Genomic DNA, 15,870 nt, shown 5'->3' on the forward strand with positions numbered 1-15,870 from the left:
GGATTGTCCCCGCGCGATAAGGGGGCCCGCGCCGCTAGAGCGGCCGGAAAGACCGTACCCCGCGCAACATGCGCACCGCCGCCTCCAGGCCGCCGGCGGCCTCCAGAGCCCGTCCCGCCGCCGTGGCGAACCGGCTCACGAGGTGCTCGTCGCCGTCGCTGAACCCGCGCCCTGCCACCCACAGGTACGTGAAGTCGCGTGTCGTCATCGGCACGGGCATGGACAGGAACCCCGGCTCGCCCACCGACACGTCGCGCGCCAGCCGTACCGTCGCCGTCGACGCCACGAGCTCCTTCATCACGCCCGACTCCGTGAGCCAGCGCCGCACGCGCAGCGGATCGCCCGGCGGGGTGTGCACGTGGAGCGAGCAGGCGTGCCGGCGCAGCACGTCCACCTGGACGAATCCCGCGTTCGCGGTGCCCGCGACGCCGGCGGCCGCACGTGCCAGCCGGTCGATCAGGTTCGCCGCCTCCAGGCAGGAGAAGACGGCGATCAGCTCGCGCATGGCGACGTCGGCACGGTCGTATGGCATCGCGGCGCCCCTCGGGGGGAGAGGGTGAGATCGCGTACCCCGATCACGCGACCCTCACGTGCGGGTGCCCTGACTATCGCCCTGGACGATCCCCTTGACCAGCCCTCAACAGGAAATCAGAATTTCCCGCCGGAGGGCTCGGCCGGCCGCAGGCGGGCCCAGGCCACGTCGTCGGCCCACGTGCCGTCCGGCTGCGGGAACAGTTGACGGTGCACGCCCTCCCGGCTGAACCCGGCCCGTTCCAGCACCGCCTGCGAGGGCGTGTTGCCCGCCTCGGTGCCCGCCACGATCCGGTGCAGGGCCGTGCTCGCGAACGCCCAGTCCACCAGCAGCCGCACCGCGCGCGTCATGAGCCCCTTCTTCCGGTATTCCGGCACCAGCGAGTAGCCGATCATCGCCTGGCCCAGTGCCGGGACGACCTGCGTCAGCTGCACATGCCCCGCGAACGCCCGCGAGGCCGCGTCCCTGACCGCCAGCTCGACACGCTGCCCCGACACCCACCAGTAGCCGGTGTAGCGGCAGCGCCGTTCGTTCTCCTCCAGCGTGGCCGGCGGCCCCACGGAGTAGGCCGCCACGCTCGGCTCGGCCATCATCCGGTGGAAGTCCGCGGCGTCCTCGGCGGCCAGCGGCTCCAGCGCCACGACCCCGTCGCCCAGTTCCCCGCCGTCGAAGAGCGGAAGGTACGGCTCCGCCACCCTGACGTCGCCGGGCAGCCGGCCGAACGTGACGAAGTCGGCGTACCGGCCGTCGCGCAGCCGCTTGGCGTCCCGCCTGCGTCCCTCCTCACGGAAGCCCGCTTTGCCGGCCACCCGCAGGCTCGCCACGTTCTCCACCTCGGTCTGCAGCTCGACCCGGCGCACCCCGTGGTCGAAGAGCCAGTCGGTGACGGCCCTGGCCGCCGTGGCGGCGACGTTCTTGCCCCGGGCCCACGGCGCCACCAGGTAGCCGATCCGGGTCACGCCCCAGCGGTCCGGCGGCGTGACGCCGATGGAGCCGGCGTAGCGGCCGTTCTCGGTGATCGCGAACTCCGCGCCGCCGTCCCGCCACGTCGCCGCGGCCCTGCCGAGGTACTCGCGCGCGTCCTCGGTCCGGTAGGGGGAGGGCAGCAGCGGCAGGAACCTGGCCGTCACCGGGTCGTCGCAGGTCATGACGATCGCCTCGGTGTCCGGCTCCGTGGGCGGCCGCAGAATCAGGGCACCGGTGGAGATCACGTCGCGCGGGAGCATCACCCATACTTATCGCGCGTCATGACCCGCTCGAAAGCCCTATAACCTTGCCGCCATGGGTTTCCGCAGGCATGGGCCTTTCCAGGCGGGGGATCAGGTGCAGCTCACCGACCCCAAGAACAAGCGCCACACGATCACGCTCAAGGAGGACGGCGTCTTCCACACCCACAAGGGCGCCATCCCGCACAGCGAGCTGATCGGGCAGCCTGAAGGCTCGGTCGTGCGCTCCTCGGGCGGCACCGCCTACCTCGCCTTCCGCCATCTGTTGCAGGACTACACGCTGGCCATGCCGCGCGGCGCGGCCGTCATCTACCCGAAAGACGCCTCGATGATCGTCGGCATGGCCGACATCTTCCCCGGCGCGAGGGTCGTCGAGGCCGGCGTCGGCTCCGGGGCGCTGACCTGCTTCCTGCTGCGCGCGGTCGGCCCCGAGGGCCACGTGACGTCGTACGAGCGCCGCCAGGAGTTCGCCGACGTGGCGCGCAAGAACGTCGAGAAGTTCTACGGCGGCCCCATGGAGGACAACTGGCGCCTGGTCACCGGCGACCTGGTGGTCTCCATCGACGAGGTCGACGTCGACCGCGTCATCCTCGACATGCTCGCTCCCTGGGAATGCGTCGACGCGGCGGCGAAGGCGCTCACGCCGGGCGGCGTGATCTGCTGCTACGTCGCCACGACGACCCAGATGTCCAAGACGGTCGAGGTCATTCGCGATCATGGGTGTTTCACCGAGCCACATGCGTGGGAGACCCTGGTTCGCGACTGGCACGTCGAAGGGCTCGCGGTGAGACCGGATCATCGGATGATCGGCCACACCGGGTTCCTCGTCACCGCCCGCCGCATGGCCGACGGCGTGACACCACCGCCGCGCCGTCGACGACCGAAGGGGACGACTGAAGAACTATGACAATTTGGCCACGAGGGTGCGTTGGTGCGTGACACGGGAACAGAGGGCCGTGTTCATATGCTGGGAGTATTAAACGCACTATTGGGGATTAATCACCGAATACTGAATGTCACACGACGAACACTGCCCGGCCAGGTTACGGAGGGGCCCGAGATAGGTAAGGTCCTTAGTAGTCGCCCTCGACTGGGAAGGAGGTGACGGGGCGTGGCAGCTCGCGATGATGCTGAGGCTCGAGCCGCGCAGCGCGAACGGGAGGTCGCTGATCTTTCAACACAGGTCTCCTTCCTCCAGGAGGAGATCACCGCGCTGAGGCGGAAGCTGGCCGAGTCACCCCGTCAGGCCAGGGTCCTCGAAGAACGTCTCCATGAGGCACAGGCCAATCTGGCGGCCGTGACCGGCCAGAACGAACGCCTGGTGGCCACACTCAAGGAGGCCAGGGACCAGATCGTCGCCCTCAAGGAGGAGGTCGACCGGCTGGCGCAGCCGCCATCCGGCTTCGGCACCTTCCTGGAGGCCCGAGAAGACGGCACGATCGAGGTGTTCACCGGAGGGCGCAAGCTCCGGGTGAACGTCAGCCCCGCCGTCGATGTCGCTTCGCTGCGGCGTGGCCAGGAGGTCATGCTCAACGAGGCGCTCAACGTGGTCGAAGCCCTCGGCTACGAAGAGGTCGGCGAGATCGTGATGCTCAAAGAACTGCTCGACGAGGGACAGCGGGCCCTGGTCATCTCGCACGCCGACGAAGAGCGCGTCGTGCGACTGGCCGAGTCGCTGGTCGGCCAGCCCATCAGGGCGGGCGACTCGCTCCTGCTCGAACCTCGTTCCGGCTACGTCTACGAGCGCATACCCAAGTCCGAAGTCGAAGAGCTCGTGCTCGAAGAGGTTCCCGACATCTCCTACGAGGAGATCGGCGGTCTCATGCGGCAGATCGAGCAGATCAGGGACGCGATCGAGCTGCCCTACCTGCACGCCGACCTGTTCCGCGAGCACAAACTCCGTCCCCCGAAGGGCGTGCTGCTGTACGGCCCGCCCGGTTGCGGCAAGACGCTCATCGCCAAGGCCGTCGCCAACTCCCTGGCCAAGCAGGTCGCGGAGAAGACCGGCCAGTCCGGCAAGAGCTTCTTCCTCAACATCAAGGGCCCGGAGCTGCTCAACAAGTACGTCGGTGAGACCGAGCGGCACATCCGCCTCGTCTTCCAGCGAGCCCGCGAGAAGGCCTCAGAGGGCACCCCGGTGATCGTGTTCTTCGACGAGATGGACTCGATCTTCCGCACCCGAGGCTCGGGCGTGTCCTCCGACGTGGAGAACACCATCGTCCCTCAGCTGCTGTCGGAGATCGACGGCGTCGAGGGCCTGGAGAACGTCATCGTCATCGGCGCCTCCAACCGCGAGGACATGATCGACCCGGCGATCCTGCGGCCCGGCCGCCTGGACGTCAAGATCAAGATCGAGCGGCCGGACGCCGAGGCGGCCAAGGACATCTTCTCGAAATACCTCATCTCTGACCTGCCTCTGCATCCCGATGACCTGACGGAGCACTCCGGCTCCCGTGAGGCCACCATCCAGGGCATGATCCAGAGCGTCGTCGAGCGCATGTACACCGAGAGCGAGGAGAACCGCTTCCTCGAGGTGACCTACGCCAACGGCGACAAGGAGGTCCTCTACTTCAAGGACTTCAACTCCGGCGCGATGATCCAGAACATCGTCGACCGGGGCAAGAAGATGGCCATCAAGCAGTTCCTCGAATCCGGCCAGAAGGGCCTGCGGGTGCAGCACCTGCTCACGGCCTGCGTGGACGAGTTCTCCGAGAACGAAGACCTGCCCAACACCACCAACCCCGACGACTGGGCCCGCATCTCCGGCAAGAAGGGCGAGCGGATCGTCTACATCCGCACGCTGGTCTCCGGCAAGCAGGGCACCGAAGCCGGCCGGTCCATCGACACCGTCGCCAACACCGGCCAATACCTGTAACACCCCTTGATCGGGAGGGCCGCGCGGGAGACCCGCGCGGCCCTCCCGCATCTGCGGCCGCCCTCCGGCGCGGAACGGCCGCGGCCGCCATGGCGGCTCGCCTGCCGGTGACGGGCGCGGGCCCTGCCTAGCATGGCGATCATGGAGTACCTCAATCCCGCGCGCGCCCCGTACACCGCCCAGGATCGCGCGCTCATCGGAGCCGGGCACGCCCGCCGGGCGCGCGCCCGTTTCGCCGGGCTGCCGGGTTACCGGCCGACGCCCGTCCACACCGTCCACGGGTTCGCGGGCACGGCCGCCGCGCACATCAAGGACGAGAGCCTGCGCATGGGGCTGGGCAGCTTCAAGGCGCTCGGCGGCGCCTACGCCGTGCGCCTGATGGCCGAACGCGAGCCGGAAGGGCCCGCGTTCGTGTGCGCCAGCGCCGGCAACCACGGCATCTCCGTCGCCGCCGGCGCGGCGGAGGCCGGGGTGCCGTGCGTGATCTATCTGAGCGAGGACGTTCCCGAGGCGTTCGAGCGGCGGCTGCGGGCGCTCGGCGCGGAGGTGCGGCGCAGCGGCCGCCACTACGACGACAGCATGGCCGCCGCGCTCCACGCCGCCGAGGAGCACGGGTGGCGCCTGGTCTCCGACAGTTCGTGGGAGGGCTACACCGCCGTCCCGCTGGACGTCATGCGCGGCTACACGGTCCTTTTCGACGAACTCACCGACCCCGGCGCGCTGCGGTTCTCCGCGGAACCCGCCGGACATCAGGCGATCGGCGGCTCCGTTCACGACCCCGTGCACGGCCCGGCAGGGGCCCTGGAGGCGCCCACGCACGTGTTCGTGCAGGCGGGGGTGGGCGGGCTGGCCGCCGCGGCGGCGGCGTACGTACGGGACCGCTGGGGCGAGCAGCCCAAGGTCGTGGTCGTCGAGCCCGAGGGGGCGCCCTGCCTGCTGGAGAGCGCCCGCGCGGGCAAGCCCGTCCGCGTCGGCGGCGGGCACACCACGCTCGGCCGGCTCGACTGCCTCGAACCCTCGCTCGTGGCCCACCGCCTGCTGTCCCACCTCGCCGACCTCTACATGACGATCACGGACGAGCAGGCGGACGCCGCGGTACGGCTCCTGGCCGGGCACGGGGTGGCCCTGTCGCCGTGCGGCGCGGCCGGCGCCGCCGGGCTGCTCGAACTCGGCGACGCCTCCCGCGACGCGCTCGGCGTCGACGACCGCTCACACGTGTTGCTGGTGGGAACAGAGGGGACGGTGGAACCGAAATGATCGACTACTACGTCAAAGGGGCGTGCATTCACCCAACCGGCCGAAGCAAGTCCGGGGGGACGGCCGGTTGGCCGAGCTCGACCTCCTGCGATTCATCGCCGCCCTGGCCGTCGTCGCCTTCCACTACCTCGTCGCGTACGCCTCCGTCTGGGGGGACAGGCCCGCCGAACTGTTCCCGGCGCTGGCACCCGTCGCGGGGTTAGGCATCCTGGGTGTCGAACTGTTCTTCATCATCAGCGGGTTCGTCATCCTGATGACCGTCTGGGGCCGCGGGCTCGGCGGCTTCGCGAGGTCCCGGTTCGTCCGGCTCTATCCCGCGTACTGGCTCAGTCTCGGCGCCGTCGCCGCCCTCTACGCGATCACCGGCGCCAAGGCGCTCAACCCAAAACTTTCACCAGGCGAATACCTGGTGAACGCCACCATGCTCCAGCGGCTGTTCAAGGTCACCGACGCCAGCGGCGTCTACTGGTCGCTCTGGGCCGAGCTCCGGTTCTACCTCCTGATGGCGATCCTCGTGATCATCGGCGTGACGTACCGGCGCGTGCTGGTCTTCGCGGGCGTCTGGCTGGTCGCGGCGCTCGGCGCGGAACTGCTCGGCAACGACCTGCTCGACGAGATCGTGATGCCGCGTTACGCCCCCTACTTCGTGGCCGGCATGTCCCTGTACCTCATTCACAAGCACGGCAGCGCCTGGCTGCCCTGGTTGTACGTGGCCGGCGGGTACGGTCTGTCGATCAACGCCGCGCTCGGGCGGGTGCACAGCCGCGTCGAGGCCGCCGGCTTCAAGAACATGCCCGTCACCGACGTCAGCGTCATCATCACCATCACCCTGATCTTCGCCGTGATGGCCCTGGTCGCCCTCGGCCTGCTCAGGCTCAGGCCGTCGCGTGCGCTCACCGCGCTGGGCGGGGTCACTTACCCGCTTTACCTGTTCCATGGTGTGGTCGCGGTGGCCCTCATCCCCGTGCTGGTCGAGGACCTTCCCCCCTGGGCCGTCGCCGTGACCGCGACGCTGGTCGCGATCGTCCTGTCCTATCTCGTCCATGTCTTTGCCGAACGTCCTGTCCAGCGGCTCCTCAAGCCGCGCAAGGCACGGCATACCGCGTCAGCTCCCGTCGTACAGGTTGAAAAGGCGTCGGTGCCATAACCTTGTGGCCTCGGGGCACTGTGAAGGGCATAGGCTCGGGCATATAAACGGCGGATAGACAGACCCGGACGAACAGAGGGTGTTGCATGACGGTGCGTCGGGTGATGGGCATCGAGACCGAGTACGGCATTTCCGTACCTGGTCAGCCAGGCGCCAACGCGATGGTGACCTCCTCACAGGTCGTGAACGCCTACCTGGCCGCCTCGGCGGCCCGCGCGCGCAGGGCACGGTGGGACTTCGAGGAGGAGAACCCGCTGCGCGACGCGCGCGGGTTCGACCTCGCCCGGGAGGTGGCCGACCCCACGCAGCTCACCGACGAGGACCTCGGCCTGGCCAACGTCATCCTCACCAACGGCGCCCGGCTCTACGTCGACCACGCCCATCCGGAGTACAGCGCGCCCGAATGCACCAACCCACGGGCCGCGGTCATCTGGGACAAGGCGGGCGAGCGGGTCATGTACGACGCGGCGACCAGGGCGTCGGCCATCCCGTCCAACGCCCCGATCCAGCTCTACAAGAACAACACCGACGCCAAGGGCGCCTCCTACGGCTGCCACGAGAACTATCTGATGCGGCGGGCCACTCCGTTCGCCGACATCGTCAGGCACCTCACCCCGTTCTTCGTCTCCCGGCAGGTCGTCGTCGGCGCCGGCAAGGTCGGCATCGGCCAGGACTCCCGCGGCGAGGGCTTCCAGATCAGCCAGCGGGCCGACTTCTTCGAGGTCGAGGTCGGGCTCGAGACCACGCTCAAGCGCCCGATCATCAACACCCGGGACGAACCGCACGCCGACCCCGAGAAATACCGCCGGCTGCACGTGATCATCGGCGACGCCAACATGTCGGAGATCTCGACCTACCTCAAGCTCGGGTCCACCGCGCTCGTCCTCGCCATGATCGAGGACGGCTTCCTCACCCGCGACCTGGCCGTCGACAATCCCGTGCAGGCGCTGCGGGCGGTCTCGCACGACCCCGGCTGCCGCTACGAGATCCCCATGCGTGACGGCCGCAAGCTCACCGCGATCCAGCTTCAGATGGAATACCTGGAGCAGGCCCGCAAATACGTCGAGGAACGCGGCACCGCCCACGACGAGATGAACAAGGACATCCTCGACCGCTGGGAGTCCGTGCTCACCCGCCTCGCCGAGGACCCGATGCAGCTCGCCGGCGAGCTCGACTGGGTCGCCAAGCTCGAACTCCTCGAGGGCTACCGCAGCCGCGACGGCCTGGCCTGGTCCCATCCCCGGCTCCAGCTCGTCGACCTGCAATACTCCGACATCCGTCCCGACCGTGGCCTCTACAACCGCCTCGTGGCCCGCGGGCGCATGCAGCGCCTCGTCACCGAGGAAGAAGTGCAGCGGGCCGTCGAGCACCCGCCCACCGACACCCGGGCCTACTTCCGCGGCCGCTGCCTGAGCCAGTACAGCGAAGCCGTCGCCGCCGCCTCCTGGGACTCCGTCATCTTCGACATCCCGGGCAGGGAGTCGCTGCAGCGGGTGCCGACCCTTGAGCCGCTGCGCGGCACCAAGGCCCACGTCGGAGAGCTCTTCGACCGCTGCCGTACGGCCGCCGACCTCGTCGCCGCGCTCACCGGCGGCGACTGAGCACGCATCGCGCGGGTCTGCCCAGGGGCGGACGGGGTAGCCTGGAACGTTCCGCATCAGAAGCGACGACAGAGACCCTGCGGCGGTAGTGTGACGAGGACCACATTAGCCACACTCAGGGACAAAGGGGACATCTCAACCTTCTGTGGGAGCGGGTGTCCCGCTATCGGGTAGCTCTACTATCTGGTCAACCCCGCAAGATCGCTGGATGATCGGCGCGAAATGTCGCCCGGTTCGGGGAAGATATGCAGGAGAGGCAGTCCCCCAGACGGAGGTAGGACATGGCAACCAAGGACACCGGCGGCCAGAAGCAGGCAGGTCGGCGCGAGGCCGAAGTTGAGGAGACCGAGGCCTCGGCGGCGCCGGACGTTCAGGAGCGGCAGGAGAAGCTCACCGACGATGTCGACTCGATCCTGGATGAGATAGACGAAGTTCTCGAAGAGAACGCCGAGGAATTCGTACGGAGCTATGTCCAAAAGGGTGGGGAGTAGGACGACAGCACGTTAAGGATGACTCGGGTGGAAACGCCGTACCGAACGACGACCTGCCCGGACCGTGGTGAGGCCATGGCCCTCGCCCGGTCCGGGCTCACCTAGCGCAGCCCCGACGGGCGCGCGGCAAAGTCTCTTCGGCGGCCACCCGCTTGCCTACCGTCACGGCACCACCAGGACGACTGCGAGCGCGTGCTCGCCCGGCCGGGCGAGCACGGCGCCGCTCTTCGCGGAGCAAGGAAGCTCGGGGCTGTTCTCTAGTCCAGGTGGTCGAGGGTGGGTTGGTCGTCCGGCATGGCATAGTCGACCGCGACGCCGAGGAGGCGCACGGGGCGGTCGAGATCGAAGCGGCCGAGCACGGTGAGGGCCGTCCGGGTGATGGCGGCCGGGTCCGCCGTGGCGGCGGGAAGTGTGGCCTGGCGGGTGCGGGTGAGAAAAGGCGTGTAGCGCACCTTGACGGTGACGCGGGTCGCCTGGCGGCCGGCGTCGATGGTGTCCCGCGCGACGCGCCCTGCGAGCGTCGCGACGTGGTGGGCGATGTCGCCCCTGTCGGTGAGGTCGTGCTCGAAGGTGGTCTCGCGGCTGTGGCCGCGGGCGATCCACGGTGTGGTGACGACCTCGGCCTCGCCCTTGCCGAGGGCGAGATAACGCAGCCAGGGGCCGTTGGTGGGGCCGAAATGCCGGGCGAGCTCGGCCGGGTCGGCCGCGGCCAGCTGGGCGACGGTGTGCACGCCGTGAGCAGCGAGCTTTCTCGCGGTCTTGGCGCCGACGCCCCACAGCGCGTCGGTGGAGCGGTGGTTCATGGTCTCGGCCCAGTCGTCGCCGGTGAGCCGGTGCACCCCCGCCGGCTTGGCGAAGGCCGAGGCGAGCTTGGCCTGGTGTTTGTTGTCGCCGATGCCGACGGAGCAGGTCAGCCCGGTGCGGGCGAGCACGGCGTGCTGGAGGTCCGCCGCGAGCGCTTCAGGATCGTCCGTGGCGGCGCCGACGAAGGCCTCGTCCCAGCCCCAGACCTCCACACGTACGGGAAACGCGCGCAGCACGGCCATCACCTCCCGTGAGGCGGCTTCGTAGGCCGGTGGGTCGCTGGGCAGGAAGACCGCTTCAGGGCAGCGTCTCTGCGCCGTGCGCAGCGGCATGCCGGAGCGGACACCGTGGGCGCGGGCCTCGTAGGTGGCGGTGGCCGCCACGGTGCGGGGGCGGGTGGGGTCGCCGGTGCCGCCCACGACGACGGGCCTGCCGCGCAGCTCGGGGTGGCGCAGCAGCTCGACCGCGGCGATGAACTGGTCGAGGTCCACGTGCAGGATCCAGTCGCGGACGGACCTGGTGGCCATGGTGTCCAGTATGGCCGCTGGGTTCGTGACGGCCGCCGCGCAGGGCGGCCCGTGGGCGTGGTGTCGCGTTTGACGGTTTCAGCGGTACGCCAGTGGCCCCCGCGCAGAATGGTTCGCCGTGAGCTGATCGTGGGAAGTGCAGACAGCAACCCAACATGAGTAGGGTCGCCCTAGGAACACTGACGTTTGGAGGGAGTCGCGTGGCATCGCAAAGGGATCTGCCCGTCGGCTTGGTGAACCACCTTTTCCGGAACACGGGGAATTCCTCGTTCACGGAGTTTGTCAGCTCGTATGCGCCCGAGTTGCTGCCACAGCGGGATGAGGTTCTCGCCACCCCGATCGGCGATCAGGTCCCGCACGCGACCACGATCGTGGCCGCCACCTTCGCCGGCGGCGTGATCATGGCCGGCGACCGGCGCGCGACGTCGGGCAACATCATTTCCCAGCGGGACGTGGAGAAGGTGTTCCGCGCCGACGACTACTCGTGCATGGGCATCGCGGGCACGGCCAGCACGGGCCTCGAGTTCGCCCGCCTCTACCGCGTGGAGCTGGAGCACTACGAGAAGCTCGAGGGCCGCACGATGTCGGTGGCCGGCAAGGCCAACCGGCTGGCGACCATGATCAGGGGCAACCTCGCCATGGCGATGCAGGGGCTGGTGGTGGTGCCGCTGTTCGCCGCCTACGACCCCGACAAGGACGAAGGCCGCATCTTCAGCTACGACGTGGCGGGCGGCCCCTACGAGCGGGAGCGTTTCGACGCGATCGGGTCCGGTTCGATCTTCGCGCGCGGGTCGCTGAAGAAGCTCTACCGCGACGGCGCATCCTCCGACGACATGGTGATGACGCTCATCCAGGCCCTCTACGACGCGGCCGACGACGACTCGGCCACCGGCGGGCCCGACGTGAGCAGGAAGATCTGGCCGGTCGTGGCGGTGATCGACGCCGACGGTTTCCGCCGCCTGTCCGACGAGCAGGTCTCCTCCTACGTGGAGCAGATGCTCGAAGCCCGCTTGATCTCGCCCGACGGCCCCATCGCCCCGCTGCGCTAGAAAGGACCACCGCACGTGTCCATGCCTTTTGGATATGCGTCCCCTGAGCAGATCATGCGGGACAAAGCCGACTACGCGCGCAAGGGCATCGCGCGGGGCCGGTCCGTCGTCGTGCTGCAGTACGTCGACGGCATCCTGTTCGTGGCGCCCAACCCGTCGCGGGCGCTGCACAAGATCAGCGAGATCTACGACCGCATCGGCTTCGCCGCGGTCGGGCGCTACAACGAGTTCGAGGAACTGCGGCTCGGCGGCATCCGCTACGCCGACATCAACGGCTACACCTACGACCGCTCCGACGTGACCGGGCGCGGCCTGGCCAACCTCTACGCCTCCAACCTGGGCCGCATCTTCACCGAGTCGATCAAGTCGCTCGAGGTGGAGGTCGTCGTCGCCGAGGTGGGCGAGACCAAGGACGGCGACGCCATCTACCGGCTGACCTTCGACGGGTCGGTCTTCGACGAGCACGGCTTCGCGGCCATGGGCGGCCAGGCCGAGGCGGTGTCGTCCCGGCTGAAGGAGCACTACCGCGAGTCGATGTCGCTGGCCGACGCGCTGGAGGTGGCGCTGACGGCGCTCACCGAGCCGGGCGGCGAGCGGCCGCCGGTGGCGCAGCTGGAGGTGGCGGTGCTCGACCGCAACCGCGAGCACCGCAAGTTCCTCCGGCTGACGGGGGCGCGGCTGGAGCGCCTGCTCGCCCAGACGACCACCCCACTCGCCTCCGAGACCACACCTCCGGCCGGCGAGGGCAAGGACACGCCTCCGCCCACAGGGCCGGACGGCGACGTGGACGACGGCTCCTCGCCGCTGTAACGGCGGTTCCCGCGGGGGCCCGCCACGAAGGGGTCCCCGCTGCCGGGCGGTGACCGGCGGGAGATTTCCGGTCGCCGCGGTGTGGGGTCCGCCGGTCCCGCGACCACGCTGCGCCTGGCAGGTCGGCGCGGGAAGCGAACCTCTCGCGTCCTGGTGTTCGGGCCTCTCGCGCCTGTGGCCGGCCGCACGCCTGAGATCGGGTCCCCGCGTCCGCGATGGCTTGCCTGCGCCGATCACGGGGTTGGGGTGCGGGCGGTGGGGTTCTGCGTCGGTGACCGGAGTGGGGGCCGGTGATCGGTCTTCACGGACGCGGTCGGGCCGTCCGCGCCGGCCGTCCGCGCCGGCCGTCCGCCCGCTCGGCACCCGCGACGGAGGCGGTCCAGGGAAAATGTGAGGTGTTTCACACTGGTTCGGGCGAACTCCGGAGAGTAGCCGATGATCTTACGTTGCATGAAAACTTGCCTGCGCGGCATCCTCGCGGCCGGGGTGGCCGCGGCCGTGGTGCTGACCTCCGGCGGTGCGGCCGACGCGGCCGCCTACCCCAAGTACGAGACGCCCAAGATCTTCGGCACGACCTTCCAGGCCGACCCGAAGCATGACTTCACCAAGGGGATCCACTCCCGCCGCAACGGCATCCTGCGCGGCTGGATCACCCACGTACGCGGCGGTACGGCCGAGTACGTGCCCATCAGGTGGAAGAAGGGCAAGCACACCCAGGGCAACTTCGTCGGCCCGCGCGAGGGACATGTGGGTGCGTACGCCTCGCCGATCGCGAAGAACGTGGTGTTCCTGTCGGCGTACGGGTGCAAGGCCACGATGTCGAACCTGACGGTCAGCAGGAAGACGGGGCTCGGCGCGAAGAAGTGTCCCAGGGCGGCGCTGATCAAGCGGCACGGCACCAACGCGCATCCGTCGCTGATCACCGTGTACAAGGGGCGGATCGTCAAGGTGCAGGAGATCTACATCCCTTGACCTGTGCCGCGTGACCCGCGCCCCGAGGGGGCGGGCGTGGGACGAACGCCGTAAAAGCCCGGTCAACGGGGCACCGGATGGGGCCGGTGCGGGAAAACACCTGCGAAGATCTCTCCCGCATGCCGATCCGTGGGCATAGTGTGAGGTGATGGATCGTCGCATCTTCGGGCTGGAGAACGAGTACGGCGTGACCTGCACGTTCAGGGGACAGCGCAGGCTGTCGCCGGACGAGGTCGCGCGCTACTTGTTCCGGCGGGTCGTGTCCTGGGGCCGATCGAGCAACGTCTTCCTCCGCAACGGCGCACGTCTCTACCTCGACGTGGGCAGCCACCCTGAATACGCAACACCTGAGTGTGACAACGTCATCGAGCTCGTCACCCACGACAAGGCGGGCGAGCGCATACTCGAGGGCCTGCTCGTGGACGCCGAGAAGCGGCTGCGCGAAGAGGGCATCGCCGGTGACATCTATCTGTTCAAGAACAACACCGACTCGGCCGGCAACTCCTACGGCTGCCACGAGAACTACCTGGTGGGCAGGCACGGGGAGTTCGGGCGGCTGGCCGACGTGCTGATCCCGTTCCTGGTGACGCGGCAGATCGTGTGCGGGGCCGGCAAGGTGCTGCAGACGCCGCGCGGCGCCGTCTACTGCGTCTCGCAGCGGGCCGAGCACATCTGGGAGGGCGTCTCCAGCGCCACCACCCGGTCCAGGCCCATCATCAACACCCGCGATGAGCCTCATGCCGACGCCGAGCGGTTCCGCCGGCTGCACGTCATCGTGGGCGACTCCAACATGAGCGAGACCACGATGTTGCTCAAGGTCGGCGCCACCGACCTGGTGCTGCGCATGATCGAGTCGGGCACGGTCATGCGTGACCTGTCGCTGGAGAACCCGATCAGGGCGATCCGCGAGGTCTCTCACGACATGACGGGCAGGCGCAGGGTGCGCCTGGCCAACGGGCGCGAGGCGTCCAGCCTGGAGATCCAGCAGGAATACCTGTCGAAGGCGAAGGACTTCGTCGATCGCCGCGGCGGCGACGCCATCGCCCACCGGGTGCTGGAGTTGTGGGAGCGCACCCTGCACGCGGTCGACACGGGCAACCTCGACCTGGTGTCGCGGGAGATCGACTGGGTGACGAAATACCAGCTGATCGAGCGCTACCGCAAGAAGTACGACCTGCCGCTGTCCTCGCCGCGGGTGGCGCAGCTCGACCTCGCCTACCACGACGTGCACCGTAAGCGCGGCCTGTTCTACCTGCTGCAGAAGCGCGGCTCGGTGGAGCGGGTGGCGTCCGACCTGAAGATCTTCGAGGCCAAGTCGGTGCCGCCGCAGACGACCCGGGCCCGGCTGCGCGGTGAGTTCATCCGCAAGGCTCAGGAGAAGCGGCGCGACTTCACCGTCGACTGGGTGCATCTCAAGCTCAACGACCAGGCGCAGCGCACGGTGTTGTGCAAGGACCCGTTCCGCAGCGTGGACGAGCGGGTCGACAAGCTCATCGCCGGCATGTAGCCAGTGCCAGAGCGTGGCGCCGCGTTTACCCCGGCCCTACCTGAATGTCGGGTAGTGTGACGCGAATCTGACGTCTTTTCCGAGGGAAATCCATGCGCCGCGCTCTGGCCGCTTCGGCCGCCGTGCCTCTGCTCTTTTTCGCCGCCGCGTGCGGCTCCGATGACGGCGCGAACCCCGGGGCCGGCTCCAGCGCCGGCTCCAGCGCCGCGCCGGCCGACGGGACCAAGGTGTCGGTCGCGGGGAACGTGGGCGCCAAGCCCACGGTGACGTTCCCGGCCGGCTCGCCCGCCACCACGTCGTCGTACAAGGTGATCCACCCAGGCGACGGCGACGCCATCAAGGCGGGCGACCGGGTGGTCGTCAACCTGACCGTCTACAACTGGGACGGCCAGGGCAACGCCGTGCAGGGTTCCTCGTACGACACCAAGGCGCCCGAGGCCATCCCGGTCACCGAGCAGCTGCCGAAGGTCCTGCAGGAAGGCTTCACCAAGGTCAAGCAGGGCGGCCGGCTGCTGGCCGTGCTGGCCAACGACGCCGCTCCGCAGCAGCAGCAGGCCGCGCCGGCCCAGCCGACCAAGGTGTTCGTGTTCGACGTGGTGGGCAAGCAGCCGCCACCGCTCAAGGCGGCCGACGGAAAGAAGACCGGCGACGGCATCAAGGGCGTCAAGGTCGACAATCCCGGTGGTGAGAAGGCTCCCACCCTGACCACGAAGACCGACGCCAAGCCCCCGGCGAAGCTCGAGGTCAAGACGGTCATCAAGGGCACCGGCAAGAAGGTGAAGGCCGACCAGACGCTCTCCGTCCACTACACGGGCAAGATCTGGGGCACCGACAAGAAGTTCGACTCCAGCTGGGACCGCGGCCAGCCGGCCGAGTTCCCGCTCGGCCAGGTCATCAAGGGCTGGCAGCAGGGCCTGGAGGGGGTGCCGGTCGGCAGCCGGGTCGTGATGAGCATCCCGCCGGACCTGGGCTACGGCGACCAGGAGCAGCAGGGCATCCCCGCGAAGAGCACGCTGGTGTTCGTGGTGGACGTCCTGGGCGCCTACTGATCAGCACCACACTGCCGGACGGA

The 15,870-nt window shown here is 68.9% G+C and carries 14 protein-coding genes; 11 read left to right on the forward strand and 3 right to left on the reverse strand.

Features of this window, described 5'->3' with window-relative positions:
- Window positions 1–34: 34 nt before the first annotated feature.
- On the reverse strand, window positions 35–532 hold the full coding sequence (locus tag E1295_RS05405) for a hypothetical protein (RefSeq protein WP_132628549.1): 498 nt from the start codon (window positions 530–532) through the stop codon (window positions 35–37).
- 116 nt (window positions 533–648) lie between these two features.
- Window positions 649–1,758: a GNAT family N-acetyltransferase gene (locus E1295_RS05410; RefSeq protein ID WP_132628550.1), complete on the reverse strand. Its 1,110-nt coding sequence runs from the start codon at window positions 1,756–1,758 to the stop codon at window positions 649–651.
- A gap of 55 nt (window positions 1,759–1,813) precedes the next feature.
- Between E1295_RS05410 and E1295_RS05415 the strand changes: the two genes are divergently transcribed.
- The 6 genes from E1295_RS05415 (at window position 1,814) to E1295_RS05440 (ending at window position 9,129) form a co-directional block, all read left to right on the forward strand.
- Window positions 1,814–2,665 (forward strand): tRNA (adenine-N1)-methyltransferase, encoded by an 852-nt coding sequence (locus E1295_RS05415; RefSeq protein ID WP_132628551.1) that lies wholly within the window; start codon window positions 1,814–1,816, stop codon window positions 2,663–2,665.
- Between the two features lie 204 nt (window positions 2,666–2,869).
- On the forward strand, window positions 2,870–4,633 hold the full coding sequence (gene arc, locus E1295_RS05420; protein WP_132628552.1) for a proteasome ATPase: 1,764 nt from the start codon (window positions 2,870–2,872) through the stop codon (window positions 4,631–4,633).
- A 141-nt stretch (window positions 4,634–4,774) separates the two neighbouring features.
- A complete protein-coding gene (locus tag E1295_RS05425) occupies window positions 4,775–5,890 on the forward strand; it encodes a pyridoxal-phosphate dependent enzyme (protein ID WP_220448550.1) in 1,116 nt (371 codons plus the stop codon).
- A gap of 67 nt (window positions 5,891–5,957) precedes the next feature.
- Window positions 5,958–7,037, forward strand: coding sequence for an acyltransferase family protein (locus tag E1295_RS05430; protein WP_246079860.1), 1,080 nt, complete (start codon window positions 5,958–5,960; stop codon window positions 7,035–7,037).
- Between the two features lie 86 nt (window positions 7,038–7,123).
- The gene (gene dop, locus E1295_RS05435; RefSeq protein WP_132332267.1) at window positions 7,124–8,638 is read left to right on the forward strand and encodes a depupylase/deamidase Dop; all 1,515 of its coding nucleotides are present in this window, start codon (window positions 7,124–7,126) and stop codon (window positions 8,636–8,638) included.
- A 281-nt stretch (window positions 8,639–8,919) separates the two neighbouring features.
- Window positions 8,920–9,129 carry a ubiquitin-like protein Pup gene (locus E1295_RS05440; protein ID WP_132332266.1) on the forward strand — a complete coding sequence of 70 codons (210 nt, stop codon included), beginning with the start codon at window positions 8,920–8,922 and terminating at the stop codon, window positions 9,127–9,129.
- Between the two features lie 257 nt (window positions 9,130–9,386).
- Here E1295_RS05440 and E1295_RS05445 read toward each other — a convergent pair whose 3' ends face one another.
- Entirely contained in the window at window positions 9,387–10,460 is a 1,074-nt protein-coding gene (locus E1295_RS05445; protein ID WP_132628555.1) for a DNA polymerase IV, read from the reverse strand.
- 302 nt (window positions 10,461–10,762) lie between these two features.
- Between E1295_RS05445 and prcB the strand changes: the two genes are divergently transcribed.
- From prcB to E1295_RS05470, 5 genes are all read left to right on the forward strand, one after another.
- A complete protein-coding gene (gene prcB, locus E1295_RS05450) occupies window positions 10,763–11,509 on the forward strand; it encodes a proteasome subunit beta (protein WP_246079861.1) in 747 nt (248 codons plus the stop codon).
- 21 nt (window positions 11,510–11,530) lie between these two features.
- Window positions 11,531–12,319, forward strand: a complete 789-nt coding sequence (prcA, locus tag E1295_RS05455; RefSeq protein WP_132628626.1) for a proteasome subunit alpha — start codon at window positions 11,531–11,533, stop codon at window positions 12,317–12,319.
- 450 nt (window positions 12,320–12,769) lie between these two features.
- Window positions 12,770–13,291: a hypothetical protein gene (locus tag E1295_RS05460; protein WP_246079862.1), complete on the forward strand. Its 522-nt coding sequence runs from the start codon at window positions 12,770–12,772 to the stop codon at window positions 13,289–13,291.
- Window positions 13,292–13,439: 148 nt separating this feature from the next.
- Window positions 13,440–14,798, forward strand: coding sequence for a Pup--protein ligase (pafA, locus tag E1295_RS05465; protein WP_103962987.1), 1,359 nt, complete (start codon window positions 13,440–13,442; stop codon window positions 14,796–14,798).
- 92 nt (window positions 14,799–14,890) lie between these two features.
- Window positions 14,891–15,847 (forward strand): FKBP-type peptidyl-prolyl cis-trans isomerase, encoded by a 957-nt coding sequence (locus tag E1295_RS05470; protein WP_132628557.1) that lies wholly within the window; start codon window positions 14,891–14,893, stop codon window positions 15,845–15,847.
- Window positions 15,848–15,870 lie beyond the last annotated feature (23 nt).

It is taken from the genome of Nonomuraea mesophila (assembly GCF_004352805.1).
Taxonomy (GTDB): domain Bacteria; phylum Actinomycetota; class Actinomycetes; order Streptosporangiales; family Streptosporangiaceae; genus Nonomuraea; species Nonomuraea longispora.